Origin of the sequence: Mucilaginibacter psychrotolerans (assembly GCF_004519315.1) — a bacterium.
GTDB classification, from domain to species: domain Bacteria; phylum Bacteroidota; class Bacteroidia; order Sphingobacteriales; family Sphingobacteriaceae; genus Mucilaginibacter; species Mucilaginibacter psychrotolerans.
Genome location: NZ_SOZE01000034.1, coordinates 30,575 through 47,802, shown reverse-complemented (window position 1 = coordinate 47,802; position 17,228 = coordinate 30,575). Strand labels below are relative to the sequence as shown.

Below are 17,228 nucleotides of genomic sequence, written 5' to 3'. Positions count from 1 at the left end.
GCACTTCTTTTTTAAACTACCGGGTCTTTTATCGTCTGCGTTTTATGCATGCTGCGCATGTATATCACCAGACCTGCAAAAGCAACGATCAACACAATGGGTATTACCAGCGTTGCCTGTAAAACCATTACGCCTGCTTTGGTATTATCGCCTGCTGCCGCTTTAACGATATCATCATAATATTTACCCATAAATATGGTGTAAATTGATACCGCAAACATACCCGCGCCACCCATGAGGTTGAGGCCCAGGGCGCCTGTTTTGGGCAGGTTGGTGTTTACAAAACCCAGCATCATTGGCCAGAAGAAGCAAACGCCCATACCAAATATGATCGCTGCTAAAAACAGGGTATTGCCCGATTGTGTGCTTAACAGGTATAAGCCGGTAGCTGCCAGTATGGTCGATATCAGCAACACCGTTTGCGGTGTAAACTGCTTCAGAATTGGCTTTGCAAACGCACGGCCAACTACCATGATACCGGTTTCCAGTGTCAGCAGAAGAATGGCGTTGCTGCTTACGTTTTTCAGCAATACATCTATCCATTGCCCGGTAAACAGCTCGGTAATACCGGTACCCAGCATGCATATCATCATGAAAATGAACAGCGGGTTTAACAATGCACGGTACATACCGGCCATACTTACGCCTGATGCTACGCGTTCGGTAACCGGGAAATCGAGTTTAGAGAACAGGTACCCGTAGATAAGCGTTGGGATGAGCATAGTGGCCACCTGTATTTGCCAGCCAAGCCCAATGTATTTAAACAGCGTTACCAGCAAAGTACCAATTACAATACCGCCCGGGAACCACAGGTGAAAATGGCTCAGTTTGGTGGTTTTTTCTTCGGTATAAAGCGATGTTACCAGGGGGTTACAAGCAGCCTCTACCGTTCCGTTGGCCAGGCCAATAAGCAGGGTTGACAAGAACAACGGCCAATAAGCGCTGCCTTCTCCGAAATATGGTGCGCAAATAGTTAATACGATGCCCAGCAAATGAAATACAAAAGCCAAAACAAGCAACTTTTTCATACCGATGATATCAACGATTACGCCGCCGAATATTACGGCTAAGGGGAAGCCCCAGAATGCCGTTGCAGTGATGGTACCCAGTTGTTCTTTATCCAGTTTGAACTGAACGCCAAGGTCGCCAAGGATACCCGCGCGGATACCAAAGGATAATGAAGTCACCAGCAAAGCCAGGCAACTCGCCCGGAATAGCTGTGTACGGTTAATTGTAGTAGTGGCCATTTTTTTAATTAGGTTTTGGGGTTGGTTGGTTTATATTCTTCTCAATTTTATAAGCCGATGAGCTTACGGTTAAAAGCTTCGTCGGAGCCGGAGGCTGCAAAATCGTCGAAAGTACGGTCGGTAACGCGGATGATATGATCCTTGATAAACTGCGCGCCTTCTCTAGCGCCGTCTTCGGGGTGTTTTAACGCACATTCCCATTCCAGCACGGCCCACCCGGTGTAATCGTATTGCGTTAGTTTACTAAAGATGCCTTTGAAATCTACCTGCCCGTCGCCCAAAGAACGGAAACGGCCCGCACGGTTTATCCAGTCCTGGTAGCCGCCGTAAACACCCTGCCTGCCGGTTGGGTTAAATTCGGCATCCTTTACGTGGAACATCTTGATGCGCTCGTGGTAGATATCAATGTACTCCAGGTAATCTAATGCCTGCAGCACAAAGTGCGATGGATCGTAAAGCAAACAGGCACGTTTGTGGTTGTTCACTTTCTCCAGGAACATTTCGTAGGTGATACCATCGTGCAGGTCTTCGCCGGGGTGTATCTCGTAACAAAGGTCTATCCCGTTCTCGTCAAAAACGTTCAGGATAGGCTCCCAACGGTTGGCCAGTTCGGTAAAGGCGGTATTCACCAAACCTGCAGGGCGCTGCGGCCATGGGTAAACGGTTTGCCATATCAGCGCGCCGCTAAAGGTAACATGCGCATTAAGGCCCAGGTTCTGTGATGCTTTGGCAGCGTATTTCAGCTGTTGCACTGCCCATTTCTGCCGTTCGGCGGGGTTGTTCTTTACGGCATCCGGCGCAAAAGCGTCGAACAATGAATCGTACGCCGGGTTCACGGCAACCAGCTGACCCTGTAAGTGGGTAGATAGCTCGGTAATTTCTAAACCGGCAGCGTTTACGATGCCCTTTATCTCGTCGGCATAAGTTTTGCTTTCGGCTGCTTTTTGCAGGTCGATAAAGCGTGCATCGTTAGTTGGTAGCTGTACGCCTTTGTAGCCAAGCCCAGCCGCCCATTTACAGATGGAGCTTAGATCATTGAACGGCGCTTCGTTGCCTATAAACTGCGCTAAAAATATTGCCGGCCCTTTTATAGTGTTCATGTGGTAGTATTAGATAACGTAATCGGTCCATTTTTGGTCGCTGTTGTTAGAAGCCACCACATTATTGATGAATGCCATACCGCGGATACCATCGTCTATCGATGGGAAATCGAGCCACTCGGCTTTAGGTTCTACGCCTTCTATTTTAGCCCTCAATGCCAAAGCAAAGTTGCGGTACAGGTTGCCAAATGCTTCCAGGTAACCTTCGGGGTGGCCACCGGGTGTGCGGCAGTTTGATGTCGCGAAGCTCGAAAGCCTGTCGGTATAGCCGCTGCCAGCGCGCAGGGTTTGGGCCGGTTTGTCGCTCCATTTTACGGTAAGCGTATTTGGCTCCTGCTGCTGCCATTCAAGACCGCCGTTTTCGCAGTAAACACGTATTTTTAAGGCATTTTCTTCGCCCGCAGCAATCTGCGATGCGGTTAAAGTGCCGGTAATATTATCTTCAAAGCGCAGCAGCACCGCGCCATCATCATCCAGCATACGGCCATCCACTACAATGTTTAGGGAAGCATTCAGCTGGGTTATTTTCTTGCCCGAGATATACTCTGCCAGGTGCGCAGCGTGGGTACCTATATCGCCCATGCAACCGCTCTTGCCCGATTTTGATGGGTCGGTACGCCATGATGCTTGTGCATTGCCTTCACGCTCTGATAAGCGACTAAGCCAGCCTTGTATGTACTCTACATATATCTTACGCACTTTGCCTAGTGAGCCTTCGCGGATGATCTGCCTGGCTTCTTTTACCATTGGGTAACCTGCGTAGGTATGGGTAAGCAACAGCATCAAGCCGGTTTCTTCTACTTTTTCTTTCAGCTTAAGGGCTTCTTCAAGGGTGAAGGTTACGGGCTTTTCGACTACCACGTTGTAACCGTTCTCCAATGCCGCCATTGCCGGGGCAAAGTGGGCAAAATTTGGGGTAACGATGGTTACGAAATCCATGCGTTTATCCGCAGGCTGCAATGCCTCGCCTTTAAACAGTTCATCGAATGTGTTGTAAATACGACTTTCATCAAGGAAAAGCATACGACCGCTTTCCTGTGCTACTTCGGGGTTAACGCTAAGCGCGCCGGCAACCAGTTCTATCTGGCCGTCCATATTGGCAGCAATGCGGTGTATAGCGCCGATGAAGGCATCTTTACCACCGCCGATCATGCCCATGCGCAATTTTCTTTTACTCATATGTATTGTTGTTTGCCTCCTCTGAACCTCCCCAGGGAGGGAAGACTTTTGGAAGAAATTTTTAGTTAATAATTGGCGAAAGATAATAAACAAATTCTTTCAATGCAATCCATTGCATTGAAAGAATTTGTTTTCTCTAGCCCCCTAAAATCACCGGATGTTTCCGGCCAAATCGGGTAAAAAAAAGCCCTCCTTTCCGGGTCCGAATGACTTTTAGAAGGGAGGGTTTGGGTGTGACTTCCTAAGAAAGTGCCCAGGCGCGATCTCCTTTTTTGTAAGGGTAATCGCCTATGTATTTGCCCGGTACCGGTACGTAGCGCAGGGCTTTGGTGGCACCAACTTCTGATGTAAAGTAGCCCAGCAGGGTTAATTGTTTCATCATGGTGAAGTAATGGTTTGGCACATCCGGCGCTTTGTAGTCTTTTTCGCCGGCATGTTTTATTTTATCGGCATCGGCTTCTTTGCCTTTTTGCGCGGCGTAGTCCTTAGCTTCTTTATCTATTTCGGTTAAAAGCTCGGTACGCTGCGCAGCAGAAATTTCCATGAATTTCTTGCTGAATTTTTTGTTGCTGGCATCATCCAACTTGCCAATACCTTCCTGAAATACTTTCTGGTCATCGGCAGTGTAGCAATCTTTCACCATCACGGCCATAAAGGCACCTACTTTGGCCGCTTTTGCACCCGGGGTGCTGGTTTCGGGCAAAATGGTTTCGCCAACCTCGTCTAAAAACGCGGTTGTTTCGGGTTTAGAAAGATCTTCGGTATTTGCGGTACTGCCCGATTTACAACCCGACATAAAGAACTCAGCGCCGATGATGGATCCCCCAAGGATCAACCCCACACGGCCTATCGCGTCTCTTCTGTTCATTTTATCAATTTTTTAATTGTTGAATTATTGATTTATTGAAAATATATCCTACAGCTACGCTTTCAGCACGAAGCCTTCGCGGTAATTGCGTTTAACAAACTGGTTGGCATCAGCAAAGTTGGTCACCTTCATGGCATCATTATCCCATAACATTTTTATAGTTCCACCTTTCAGGTCGTGGCCGCGTACTGCCAGGTTGGCCATCAGCAAAGCTTCGGTCAAGGGACCGGCTATCTCAAACGGAGAGCTTACTTCCTGCTTGCCGTAGCCTGCGATACATGCTTCTACCCATTGTGCATAGTGGCCGCTTGCGCCGCCCGGCACGCGGGCATATTTTTGTTTCGCTTTCACGTTCTCCATACGGCTCTTTGGTAATAAAGTAGCAGCATCTGAGTAGGTGCTGGCATACATTTTACCTTTAGTACCAATGAATAGTGTACCATTGCCTTCTTCACCACCCCACTTTTCGTCGGCGCCTAACTCTATCGGGCGTTCGGGCTGTATGCCACCATCCATCCAGTGCAGTGTTATATCGCCTTTGGTTTTGGCAGTTTTAGGGAACGTTAAGGTAATGTGGCTGGATGGCGGGCAGCTTTCGGGGAAGCGGCCTTGTTTAAACTCATCAACATACACACTGCCTACGCTGGCCTGCACATCTTTTGCATAACGGATACCCAATACGCGGAAAGGCGCTTCTACCAGGTGGCAACCCATATCGCCCAGGGCACCGGTGCCGTAATCCCACCAGCCGCGCCAGTTGAACGGTACCAGTTTATCTACGTAGTCCTTTTTAGGTGCGGTACCCAACCACAGGTCCCAATCCAGTTCCTTAGGGATGTTTTGGCTTGGATCGGGCCATTTAATGCCTTGCGGCCACACGGGGCGGTTGGTCCAGCAGTAAACGGTGTGTACATCGCCTATCAGGCCTTCGTCATACCATTCCGACATTAAGCGGGTACCATCGTTTGATGCGCCCTGGTTACCCATTTGGGTTACTACTTTGTATTTCTTGGCTGCGTCTGTCAGCAAACGGGCCTCCCAAAGGTCGTGCGTTAAGGGTTTTTGCACGTAAACGTGCTTGCCCATTTGCATGGCACCATAGGCTATGATGGCGTGGTTATGATCGGGCGTGGAAACCGATACCGCATCGAAATTTTTCGACTCTTTATCGTACAGCTCGCGCCAGTCTTTATAGTATTTGGCTTTGGGGAACGATGCGCGCGATTTTGCCGCGCGGCGGTCGTCTACATCGCAAAGGAAAGCGATGTTGGCTTTACCGCTTTTGGCAAATGCCGCAATGTCGCTTTCGCCCTTGCCGCCGGCACCTATACCGGCAACATTCAGCATGTCGCTTGGCGCGGTGTAGCCTTTACCGCCCAGCACAAAGCGCGGAACAATCATGAACCCTGCTGCTGCCAGCGAGGTATTCTTGATAAAATCCCGCCTGGAAGTACCGTTTGCGGTGGTTTCTTCTTTCTTCTCAGTCATTTTTGTAGATGCTAATATGGATTAAATATTACCTTTTTTCAGTTCATCAACGGCATAGTTTGCTGCGCGGGCAGTAAGTGCCATGTAAGTAAGTGATGGGTTCTGGCAAGCGGCAGAGGTCATGGCGGCACCATCCGTAACAAATACGTTTTTGGCATCCCAAACCTGGTTCCACTCGTTCAGTACCGATGTTTTCGGATCGCGACCCATACGTGCAGTACCCATTTCGTGGATGCCACGACCCAATACGCCATCGCTGGTGTAACCTTTTACATCTTTTACGCCGGCATTGGTCAACATTTCTACGGCGTCGTTCATCATATCTACGCGCATCTTCTTCTCGTTGTCTTTAACCTCAACGTCGAAAGCCAACACAGGCAGGCCCCATTTATCTTTCTTGGTTTTATCAAGCGTTATCTTGTTATCGTGGTATGGCAGGGTTTCGCCGAAGCCGCCCATGCCGAAGTTCCAGCCTCCCGGTTCTGATAGTGCATCTTTAAACGCACCACCGATATTCATTTCGGCGATATCACGACTCCAGCCACTGCGGCTGCCGCCACCCTGATAACCAAAGCCGCGGATGTAATCGCGTTTTTCGCCGTTCAGGTTACGGTAACGTGGGATATAGATACCATTTGCCCTGCGGCCGAAGTAGTATTTATCTTCAAAACCTTCTATCCTGCCGCCTGCACCAACACCCAGGTGGTGGTCCATTACGTTGTGGCCAAGTTCGCCGCTGCTGCTGCCTAAGCCGCCTTCCCATACGTCGGTAGCGGAGTTCATCAGCACCCAGGCACTATTCAAGGCCGATGCATTTACGAAAACGATCTTAGCAAAGTAATCGTAAGTTTTGTTGGTTTCGGCATCTACAATGCGTACGCCTTTTGCTTTTTTGGTGTCTTTATCGTACAATATCTCTGTAACGATTGACCATGGGCGCACCGTTAAATTACCGGTTGCCATAGCTGCCGGCAAAGTGGCCGACTGTGTACTGAAGTATGCACCGAACGGACAACCTAACCAGCATTTATTACGGTACTGGCAGTTGGTACGGTTGTTATGCGGCACGGTAATATTGGCTGTACGACCAATAATGAAGTGGCGCGATTCTTTATAAAACTCTTTAAAGCGTTTCTGTACGTCTTTCTCTACGATGTTCAAATCCATCGGTGGCATAAAATCGCCATCCGGAAGGATTGGTACGCCATCGCGGTTACCGGATATACCTGCAAATTTCTCCGCGTAGCTATACCATTTTTCCAGGTCTTTATAGCGGATAGGCCAGTCAACGCCAACGCCATCCTTTAAGTTTGCTTCAAAATCGGTATCGTGCCAGCGGTAGCTTTGGCGGCCCCACATCAGCGAGCGGCCGCCTACGTGGTAACCTCTAAACCAATCGAAACGTTTAATTTCTACGTACGGGCTTTCTTTCTCGTCAACCCAGTAATCGAGGTTGGTTTCGTTCAGCGGGTAATCGCGCTTCAAAACCGGGTAATCTTCGATCATTTTTTGGGTGCGGCCGCCGCGATGCGGGAACTCCCAGGGGCCCTTGGTAGCGTTCACATAATCTTTAATGTGTTCGATGTTCCTACCTCGCTCCAGCATAATGGTTTTTAAACCCTTCTCGCTCAGTTCTTTTGCAGCCCAGCCGCCCGATATCCCTGAACCAATGACTATAGCGTCATAAGTGTTTGTAGACATAATATTAATGCGTTAAATTAAATTTGTTTAGTATTGGTTACCGCGCCTAATGTAGGCATAAAAATTATTTTTCAAATATCTTTTTCATTGTGTTTTATTAACACAATCTTCAGTTGACAGTGGGCAGTTTTCAGTCGGCAGTTCTTTTACAGTTGGCGGTTTTCAGTTGGCAGTATAAAACGCTCATGCTTCTGTCAACTGCCCACTGCTAACTGCCCACTGAAAACTGCTTACTGGTAACTCTTCTCCCTTACCCAATGATCTACCGCTCTGGCTGCAAAAGCCATATAGGTTAAAGATGGGTTTTGGCATGAGGTTGAAGTCATGCTGGCGCCATCGGTTACGTAAACGTTTTTGCAGGCGTGCAGGCGGTGCCATTTATCAAGCATAGATGTTTTAGGATCGTTGCCCATGCGCACGCCACCCATTTCGTGGATATCCAGGCCCGGGGCACGGTTATCTACCGATGCCTGTATATTGGTGAAACCAGCCGAGGTAAACATCTCGGTCATCTGCTCCACGTAATCCTTTTTCATTTTGGCATCGTTATCATCGTACACCACAGAAATTTTCAACTGAGGGATGCCCCATGGGTCCTTCTGCGTTTTATCGAGGGCCACGTAGTTGCTTTCTTTGGGGATGGTTTCGCCCATCATATGCGAGCCAACCTGCCAGTTGCCCAATTCGTCTTTTACCAGGTTCTTTTTCAATTCCTCCCCAATGCCGTTACTGCTGGTTTCCCGGCTGCGATAAGCATAAAAGCCTGCTGCATAGCCACGCAAAAAGTCGGTTTCTTGCTTGTAAACGTTGCGGAAACGCGGTATGTAGCCGCCGCCCGCAGGGTTACGGCCATCGGTTGTCCATTCTTTATCTCCATCCCACTCGGCGCTGATGTGTGCCGAATAATTATGGAAGGCAACGTATTTGCCCAGCGTGCCGCTATCGTTACCCAAACCATTAGGGAAACGGTTGGAGGTGGAGTTGAGCAATACCAGGTTGCTGTTCAATGCGGCTGCGTTCAGGAAGATTACGTCGGCATAGTATTCTATAGCTTCCTTGGTGTTGGTATCAATAACCCGCACGCCCGTTGCTTTGCCCAGTTTTTCGTCGTAAATAATGGATTCTACGACCGAGAAGGGCCTCAAGGTAACATGGCCGGAGCGTAATGCCCATGGTATGGTAGAAGCATTTGCGCTGAAGTAACCGCCGAATGGACAGCCGCGCTGGCAAAGCGTGCGTTTTTGGCACTGCCCCCTACCCTGATCCAAATGTATTTGGTTGGGTTTTGATAAATGGGCGCAACGCGCGCTGATAACGTGCCTGTTTTGATAACGCGATTTAACATGTTTGCTGAAACGCTGTTCTACCGCGTTGAGGGGGAAGCCTGGCAAGAACTCGCCATCGGGCAATTCGGCAAGGCCATCCATATTGCCGGATATACCTGCAAATTTTTCGACATGGCTGTACCACGGTGCAATATCTTTATAACGAATGGGCCAGTCTACCGCGAAACCATCGCGTGCCGGGCCTTCAAAGTCGAAATCGCTCCAGCGCTGGGTTTGGCGTGCCCACAGCAGCGATTTACCGCCTACCTGGTACCCGCGTATCCAGTCGAAAGGTTTCTCCTGCACATAAGGGTGCTCCTTATCTTTCACGAAGAAGTGCTGGGCATCCTCGCCAAACGCATAGCACTTGCTTACGATGGGGTTTGCTTGGCGCAGCTCGTCGGTTATTTGCCCATGGTGCGCAAACTCCCAGGGGTACATATTAGTTGTGGGGTAATCTTTTAAGTGCTTTACATCGCGGCCGCGCTCCAGCACCAGCGTTTTGAGGCCTTTATCGCCCAATTCTTTTGCTGCCCAGCCCCCGCTCATCCCAGAGCCGATAACGATGGCATCGAAAGTGCGTTCTTTTATACTATCTATATTTAAATTAGCCATGCTATACTGCCGCTTTCTTTTTAACCGGGAACATGGCATTATACCTGCCCGGTACCAATTCATAAACTATTTGCTCCGTCATAAAGTATTTGGAGGTGGTGTACCCAAATACTGTTTGCCCTTTTACTGCCCAATAAAACCCATTGGCTTTATTGTCCTTATCTTTATTGTTCGGAACTTTGCTTTGCTTTTCTATATCGTTTGCAAAGGCGCTGCGCTCTGCTACAGTCAAATCATTAAAAGATTTGCCGTATTTTTTATCCACAGCAGTTTCAAACTCCTCTAATCCAACCAGGAAATCGTCCTGCCCCTTTTTGTCAAAGCAGTCGTCTATCATCTTGAAAACAAAAAGGTTTATGCCGAGGTCTTTGGCGCCGGGGGTACTTGTTTTAGGGAGGATGGTTTCGCAGAGGTTGCTCACCAGGTTCTCCTGTGCGGCATCCAGCTTAAGTTGCTTCAATGTTACGATGGGTTTGCCCTTATCACCGCTGAGGCAGGCAGGCAACAAGGCCGCGCTGCCCATAATCAAAGCCATATTACGGATCGCTATCCGCCTGTTCATTTGATGGTTCAAATCCTGAAATTAATTTAGTTTATGCATACATAACGGGATATTGCGCCTTGCAATATCCCGTCACCTGTAAACGAAGCTGAAAATAGTGTTTAACTATTAATAACCCCATTTTTTCATGGTTTGTAAATCAATTTTTACAGAGTCTATCGGATCCATGCCCTGGTACGACTCCTGCTCGATGATCAGATACTGCGTTGCGCCGCTTTTTTTGGCTTCTTTCAGCACATCTTTCACCGGCAGTACGCCTTTGCCTAATATGCAGCTTTCGTAGCCCGTTCCTTCGTTAGGGTGCTCTGCGCTCTTTATCTCATCCTTTACGTGCATTGATTCGAACCTGCCCGGGTATTTTTTGATAAGCGATATGGCATCGTTCTCGCGGCCGTACATATTACCGATATCCAACTGCTGGGAAACCAATTTTGGGTCGGTATGCTGCATTATATAATCAAACAGGCGCATATCGCCTACCATGGTGGTAAACTCAAAATCGTGGTTGTGGTAACCAAATTTCATCCCCGATTTTTGGCACAACTCGCCGCTTTTGTTAAACTGTTCCATGGTACGGTCAAGCGCGGCCTTATCCGTACGCACGGCTACGTCCATCCATGGGCTAAACACGTATTTTTGGCCAAGCACGGCGGCATCTTCTACGGTCCATTTCCAGGCATCGGTAAAATCGTTTTTTGCTGCATCCCAGTGCGATGGCAGCATTACGGTATGGCCGCTTGGCATTACCAGGCCCAAATCGTCTAACACTTTTCTGAATTCCTTAGCCGTCCAGCCGTAAAACTTACGGTCGATATAATTGGCGTGTTCTACGTGTACATAGCCCATATCGGCCAGCTTTTTAAGCGTGCCGGCCGGGTCTGCCTTCATGGCATCGCGTACCGAGTACAGTTGCAGGCCTACGCGTTGGATTTTAGCCGCAGCGAATACGCTATCGGGCAATAAGGCGGCGGCGGTGAGGGCCACGGCGCTGTGTTTAAGAAAACTTCTGCGAGATGTAGTCATGTTGTTTTAGGTTATTAGTTTTTTGCTATCGGGAACACAGGGAACAATAAATTAGAATTGCTTACAAATGCGATGTGCTTACTATCCGGCGACCATGATGGCGTATTGATAGTGCCCTGCCCGCCGTATAAATAGGCCACAACTTTTGAGGGGCCACCTGCAGCAGGCATAACGCGAATATAAACATGTTTATAGAAAGGATGGTCGCCGGGGGCAACTTCGTTCTTTAAAAAAGTGATATATACGATCCATTTGCCATCGGGCGATACATGCGGGAACCAGTTGTTGTAATCATCGTTGGTTATTTGGGTTTGGTTGCTGCCATCGGCATCCATGCGCCAAACCTGCATCAGGCCGCTGCGCACCGAGTTGAAGTAGATGTATTTGCCATCGGGCGTGTACTCGGGGCCATCATCCAAACCCTTGGTTGTGGTTAGCCTTTCTTCGGGGCCGCCGCCGGATGGGATGCGGTACACATCGTACTCGCCGCCACGCTCGCCACAAAATACCAGGAATTTACCATCGGGCGACCAACCATGCATATAGCTTGCGCCCACACCCCTGGTGGTAACCACCTTAGCATCTCCGCCACCTACCGGCACGGTATAGCCTATTGATGGCCCGCCATCGCCGCTGCTGATGGTCAGCATCTTGCCGTCGAAAGAGATCACATGGTCGTTATTATTATTTTTGGCGGGGTTGGTATTGATGGCCGTTGGTGTGTTTGTAGACAGGTTGAAATTATATAAGGTACCATCGCTGTTGTAAATAAGCGATTTGCCGTTCTTTATCCAATTAGGAGCCTGTAAGGATTTGGGCGACTGGTAAACAACGCGGCTGTTCTGCGTTGCCATATCCAATAATTCTATAGCGCTGCCCAGGTATTTTTTGTATGGAACCAGGTCCGCAGGTGCAGGCGTAACGATGCGTACATTGCTAAAAACGGCCTGCTCGGTAACATCGGCGTTGTGCGAGCACACGAAGATGCCTACATAAACATCATCGCCCAGGTCCAGGTAAACCTTTTCTTCCGGACCAAAAACATCGCCCTTATGTGCTACCGACATGGTATAGGTATTGCCTTTTCGTTCCAGCTGTATTACGCCGGCAAAGGTGAGGGGTGATTTTTGCTCTTCGGTAACTGCGCCCATCGTTTTACGGTATTGCAGCGAGGTGAGGCCATCGCCATGCACCACGGCGTTTACATGTGCTGAATTACCGTCTAATGATTTGCGCACCATAAAGCCCCATTTGCGGTGAAGCTCGGTACCTTTACCAACAAATTCGGCATTGGTGCGGAGGATGAAATCGCCGGTCATCTTCTTCCACACATAATGAAACTCATCGGTATTGGCCCATATATTGGTACCAGAACCACTAACTGTATATTGCTGCGATTTTGGCTCGTATTTTACATCGCCTTTGTTTTTAACCGGACCCACATCGTTCTGTGCATCAAATATGCCAATAGGCTGGCTTTGCGCCATTGCGCCATTGGTGCACAGCATAGCTGCCAGCAACACGCTAAACATGCAGTAAATTTTTCTCGACATCAGGAAATTCGGTTTGGTAATAATTGGTTTACTAAGTTATATATTCATTCGTAAACCTGTGCCCAAAAAATGCGATTAAATAAAAAAAGAGGCTTTTTTTGTGCCTCTGGTGGTATCATTTAGGTGATGGAGTTAAAATAGTACCATGTTTGGTTAAATGGATTTAGTACGGCCTACCTGCTGGTTTGATTATGCCGAGGTGCAATTCACATACCCTCTTGAGAGGGGGCGGGTTGGACTGAGCGGTAGCAGGGGGTGTGTTTGCCGCTATGCATCCTTAACACACCCCTCTCTCCAAAGGAGTCCTTCGGGCTAGTGGGGAATCGCACAGTCCTGGCGCGCATTATTTAAAAAGCTTCAAATTCCCTTTTAAATGAAAAAAGGAGCGCTTTCGCACTCCTTACATGTATTTACCTCCCGGTAATTATATCGTATTAAACTATTTCTGTAGCAAATATCTGCTTGCCGGTTTCAGGGCAGTACACTGGCGCTGCTTTCAAAGCGGGCCTTACGTATTCTTTCAGGAACTGTTCCTTAGAATCTTTATACTGGCTTACAGCACCTATCATGCTCATGAATTTGATGTAGTAAAAGGCAGTATCTATCTGGTGCGGCTTGAAACCTGAGCGCGCGCTTTTTGGGAAAAGGTGGTGGTTGTTGTGCCATTCACCAGCCACGTAGCCCGGCCAAAGCTGATTAACCGACATATCCTTACGGTTATAGTCGATGCCTTCTCGGCGTTTATCTTCGCCTTTGCCGTGGCCTTCGTAATTAAAGGTACGTACGCCAACAGCCCAAAAGCCTGCGGCACCAAAAATAGCGCAACCTAAAGCTACGCCGCCAATTAAATAAAACACCGTGAACCAAAATGCCCAGTTAGCAATAACGCCAACAACTGCATGGAAAGGATTGGCTACCGAACCCCATTTTTGGTATTGCGCATAGGTGTTTACCGATACGCCTGTATGTTTCATTAAAGTAACGCAGCGGGCGTACTCTTTCTCGTTCATGTTACGGTTAACGGGCTGGTGATTTGCATCGGCCAAAAAGCAGTACAGAAAACCGCCCTGTGCGTTGTATGGGTCGCCCGGTTGGTCTGATAAGGCATGGTGCACGTGGTGCGATATAGCGTATATCTCCTCGGGGATAATTTTTAGCGTAAGGTTTTGGGTAAAGAAACGCCAGAAGTTGTTACTGAACTTATAGGCACCGTGGGTGCAATAGCGGTGGTACCAAATGGTACCATGGGTACCCATTACCACCATGCTATATAAAAAAGCGATGATAAGGCCCTGTATAGAAAAGTACTTAAAAATAAACAAAAGCAGGAAGCCAGATAGCGTTAAAACCATCATCCAGCTCATAAATGAGAGCCAGTTCTTTTTTGTTTTGAAGATGTTAATCCTCGAAAAAAATTCTTTTAAAATTTGACCGTTGGTTGGTTTGGAAAGGTTGCCATTTGCATCCTTCCATCCATACGAAGGCTGTTCTAATACATCGTGTATAAATGCCATTAGGGATTGGGAGGTTAGTTTATCAATTAGTTTTTTATATATGGGGACGGACGAAAGATAGGCAAAGCAATTGGCTTATCCTATAAAAAAGGTTAAAAAAATTAAGACATAATTAAATTGATAGCAAAAAGGCATTCTCATTGCAACATTTGTATGACATTGGCATTACAATTAAACTTCTCGATACTTTAACCGTCATTAGCGCAATTAATCCACCGCCATGACAAAACGTTTATCCTTACTGCTCCTCATCCTTATGCTTTCTGCCAGAGCACTTTTTGCACAGCAGCCTCCGCGCGCCGTTAGCGGTACCCTTATAGATAGCCTTGGTGCGGTGCCCGGGATGACGGTGAAACTCACCTCAGATAAGGATAGCATGGTAGTAGCCAGCGACACCAAAGGCGGGTTTAGTTTTGGGGCAGTTTTTTCGAGGAATTTCAAGATAACCGTTTCGGGATTGGGGTATGAAGCCATGAGCCGGAAATACGCAATGGATGACCAGAATACGGCCATCCGGCTGGACCCCATTAAACTGAAAGTACAAACCAATATGCTGGGGCAGGTAAACGTAACTGCTATAAACCCCATCACCATTAAAGAAGATACGGTTGAATATAAAGCCGCAGCCTACAAAGTGCGCGAGGGTTCGCCGGTTGAGGATCTGCTGAAGAAACTGCCCGGCGTATCGGTAGATAAAGATGGCAACGTTACCGCACACGGTAAGCAGATTACCAAGGTGCGCGTAAATGGCAAGGACTATTTTAACGGTGATGTGCAAACCGCTACCCAAAACCTGCCTGCCGATATTGTAGAGAACATACAGGTGATAGATGACTATGGCGACCAGGCCAACCTCACGGGCATCAAAACCGGCGACCCTGATAAGATCTTAAACATCACCATACAAAAAGGCAAACGGACGGGCAAATTTGGGCAGGGCACGGTAGGCATAGGTAACGATGAGCGTTACCTGGCGCGCATATCGGCCAATGCTTTCAGGGAAGAGGAACAGGTATCGCTGGTGGGCACTGTAAACAATAACAATACCAACTCCTTTAACCTGGGCGCAGGCGGGGGTGGCGGCGGCAGAGCCGGACGGGGTGGTGGAGGCGGGTCTGCAGGTGGCGGCGTAAGCACGGCCAATGGTATCACCACCAACCGTTCGCTGGGTTTTAATTACCGCAACGAGTGGGGCAAAAAGATAACCGTTTATGGCAGCTATAGTTATGCTAATCGCGACAGGCTGAGCACCACCACCTCGCAAACGCAAAGCTTGTTCCAGTCGGGCGCAATTTTGGGTACCGATAACAGCGACGGACGTACCCATAACCTTAACCACCGGATAGACTTTAATATGGAGTACCGGATAGACACCCTGAATTACCTCAAGATAACCCCCAACTTCAACTATAACTCTTCCAACGATAACAGCACAGATGCCTTCAGCAATACGCGTAACGATACCACCGTTACCGGTAACGAACTGGCCTTAACCAACTCTACCGCACCAAGCGGCAGCATCAGCGTTTTGTATAACCATAAATTCGCAAAAAAGGGGCGCAACTTCAGCATAAATACCAGCCTGGGTTACTCCAAAAACACGCAAGACCTCAACGACCAATACACTACCGAACAAGCGGGCATAACAACGCCTCTGTACCAGCAAATTAACACCAATAACAGCAGCAACCGCTACGGCGTATCGTTATCCTACACCGAGCCCATAGGCAACGGCAATTACCTGGAAGCCAACTACAACCACAATTATACCAATACCGATAACAACCGCTATAACTACCGCATAGACCCGGTTACGCTGGGCCAAACGTATGTAGACTCGCTGAGCACATTGTATAATTACCAATTCATCACCAATAAATTCGGGCTTAACCTGCGCGGCGTAAAAACCAAATACAACTACACCGTGGGCCTGGCCGTGCAACCCAGTTCGCTGGATGGGCAATCGCGTAATTTTAGCACCAGCACGAATACCTTTAATTATATACCAACGGCCCGGTTTATCTACAACTTTGCCAAAAACCATTCTTTATCGGTTAATTATAGCGGCAGCAACAGCCAGCCTGGCTTTACGCAATTACAATTGCAGCCCGATTTCAGCAACCCGCAGAACCGTGTTTATGGTAACCCCAACCTAAAACCGGCGTTCAACAACAACATAAGCCTGCGGTACAACCAGTTCGATATCGCCAGCGGCAACTCGCTCTTCACCAACCTATCGTTCACCAGTACCCAGGACAGAATCGTAAGCAACACGCGGCCTATCACCGTTAGCAATGCTTCGGGTACCGGTGGCCGCAACAACACTATACAGGAAACCCGCTATTTAAATACCGATGGCTTTTACTCGGCCAATGGCAACTACGCTTACTCCAAACCCTTTGCCAACCGCAAGTTTACCGTTACGCTAAACGGTGGTGCCAATTTCAACAACAACATCAGCTACCTTAACGATGTGCGCAACGTTGGTAAAAACTGGGTATTTAACCAGGGGGCGCGCATCCGCATAGATATCGACAGCCTGATGGATACCGAAGTGAGCGGCAATTACAGCGTAAATACCACCCATTACAGCATCCCATCATTCATCAGTACCGATGCCCGCACCTGGACGCTGGGGCTTGATGGGCGCAATTACTTTTTTAAGGGTTGGATACTAGGCTACAACCTTACCCAAACAATTAACCGTGGTTTCAGCAGTACGGTAAAGGCCAACCCTACCCTGCTGAGCACTTATGTAGAGTACCAGTTTTTAAAAGGCAACATTGGCGCGCTGCGTTTCCAGGCTTATGATCTATTCAACCAAAATACCGGCGTAACCCGTAGCGTAAGCGGCAACCAAATTATTGATACCCGCACCAATCGCCTTGGCCGTTATTTTATGCTGACGTTTGCCATAAGGCTGCAGAAATTTGCAGGCAGCAGGGGCGGTCGCAACGGCGGTGCCGGCGGCAGGCGCGCCGGTGGTGAAGGTGGTGGTGGTTTTGGCGGAGGTGGCGGAGGTGGCGGCAGGCCGGAGTAGAAAATAAGAATTT

12 protein-coding genes are annotated in these 17,228 nt (G+C 48.4%); 1 reads left to right on the top strand and 11 read right to left on the bottom strand.

Features of this window, described 5'->3' with window-relative positions; translation table 11 throughout:
- Positions 1–11 precede the first annotated feature (11 nt).
- From E2R66_RS23175 to E2R66_RS23125, 11 genes are all read right to left on the bottom strand, one after another.
- Positions 12–1,247 carry an MFS transporter gene (locus E2R66_RS23175; RefSeq protein ID WP_133235391.1) on the bottom strand — a complete coding sequence of 412 codons (1,236 nt, stop codon included), beginning with the start codon at positions 1,245–1,247 and terminating at the stop codon, positions 12–14.
- A gap of 47 nt (positions 1,248–1,294) precedes the next feature.
- Entirely contained in the window at positions 1,295–2,347 is a 1,053-nt protein-coding gene (locus E2R66_RS23170; RefSeq protein ID WP_133235389.1) for a sugar phosphate isomerase/epimerase family protein, read from the bottom strand.
- 9 nt (positions 2,348–2,356) lie between these two features.
- Entirely contained in the window at positions 2,357–3,526 is a 1,170-nt protein-coding gene (locus E2R66_RS23165; protein WP_204985984.1) for a Gfo/Idh/MocA family protein, read from the bottom strand.
- A 241-nt stretch (positions 3,527–3,767) separates the two neighbouring features.
- On the bottom strand, positions 3,768–4,394 hold the full coding sequence (locus E2R66_RS23160; RefSeq protein WP_133235387.1) for a gluconate 2-dehydrogenase subunit 3 family protein: 627 nt from the start codon (positions 4,392–4,394) through the stop codon (positions 3,768–3,770).
- 54 nt (positions 4,395–4,448) lie between these two features.
- The gene (locus E2R66_RS23155) at positions 4,449–5,882 is read right to left on the bottom strand and encodes a Gfo/Idh/MocA family protein (protein ID WP_133235385.1); all 1,434 of its coding nucleotides are present in this window, start codon (positions 5,880–5,882) and stop codon (positions 4,449–4,451) included.
- A 21-nt stretch (positions 5,883–5,903) separates the two neighbouring features.
- Complete coding sequence (locus E2R66_RS23150; RefSeq protein ID WP_133235383.1) at positions 5,904–7,583, bottom strand: GMC oxidoreductase; 1,680 nt, start codon at positions 7,581–7,583, stop codon at positions 5,904–5,906.
- Positions 7,584–7,813: 230 nt separating this feature from the next.
- Positions 7,814–9,523 (bottom strand): GMC oxidoreductase, encoded by a 1,710-nt coding sequence (locus tag E2R66_RS23145; RefSeq protein WP_133235381.1) that lies wholly within the window; start codon positions 9,521–9,523, stop codon positions 7,814–7,816.
- Position 9,524: 1 nt separating this feature from the next.
- Entirely contained in the window at positions 9,525–10,085 is a 561-nt protein-coding gene (locus E2R66_RS23140) for a gluconate 2-dehydrogenase subunit 3 family protein (protein ID WP_133235379.1), read from the bottom strand.
- Between the two features lie 108 nt (positions 10,086–10,193).
- Positions 10,194–11,108 carry a sugar phosphate isomerase/epimerase family protein gene (locus E2R66_RS23135; RefSeq protein ID WP_133235377.1) on the bottom strand — a complete coding sequence of 305 codons (915 nt, stop codon included), beginning with the start codon at positions 11,106–11,108 and terminating at the stop codon, positions 10,194–10,196.
- Positions 11,109–11,122: 14 nt separating this feature from the next.
- Positions 11,123–12,661 carry a TolB family protein gene (locus E2R66_RS23130; RefSeq protein WP_133235375.1) on the bottom strand — a complete coding sequence of 513 codons (1,539 nt, stop codon included), beginning with the start codon at positions 12,659–12,661 and terminating at the stop codon, positions 11,123–11,125.
- Between the two features lie 434 nt (positions 12,662–13,095).
- The gene (locus E2R66_RS23125; RefSeq protein WP_133235373.1) at positions 13,096–14,175 is read right to left on the bottom strand and encodes a fatty acid desaturase; all 1,080 of its coding nucleotides are present in this window, start codon (positions 14,173–14,175) and stop codon (positions 13,096–13,098) included.
- A 220-nt stretch (positions 14,176–14,395) separates the two neighbouring features.
- On the opposite strand from E2R66_RS23125, the gene E2R66_RS23120 reads away from it, so the two are divergent.
- Positions 14,396–17,215, top strand: a complete 2,820-nt coding sequence (locus tag E2R66_RS23120; RefSeq protein WP_133235371.1) for an outer membrane beta-barrel protein — start codon at positions 14,396–14,398, stop codon at positions 17,213–17,215.
- Positions 17,216–17,228: the final 13 nt, after the last annotated feature.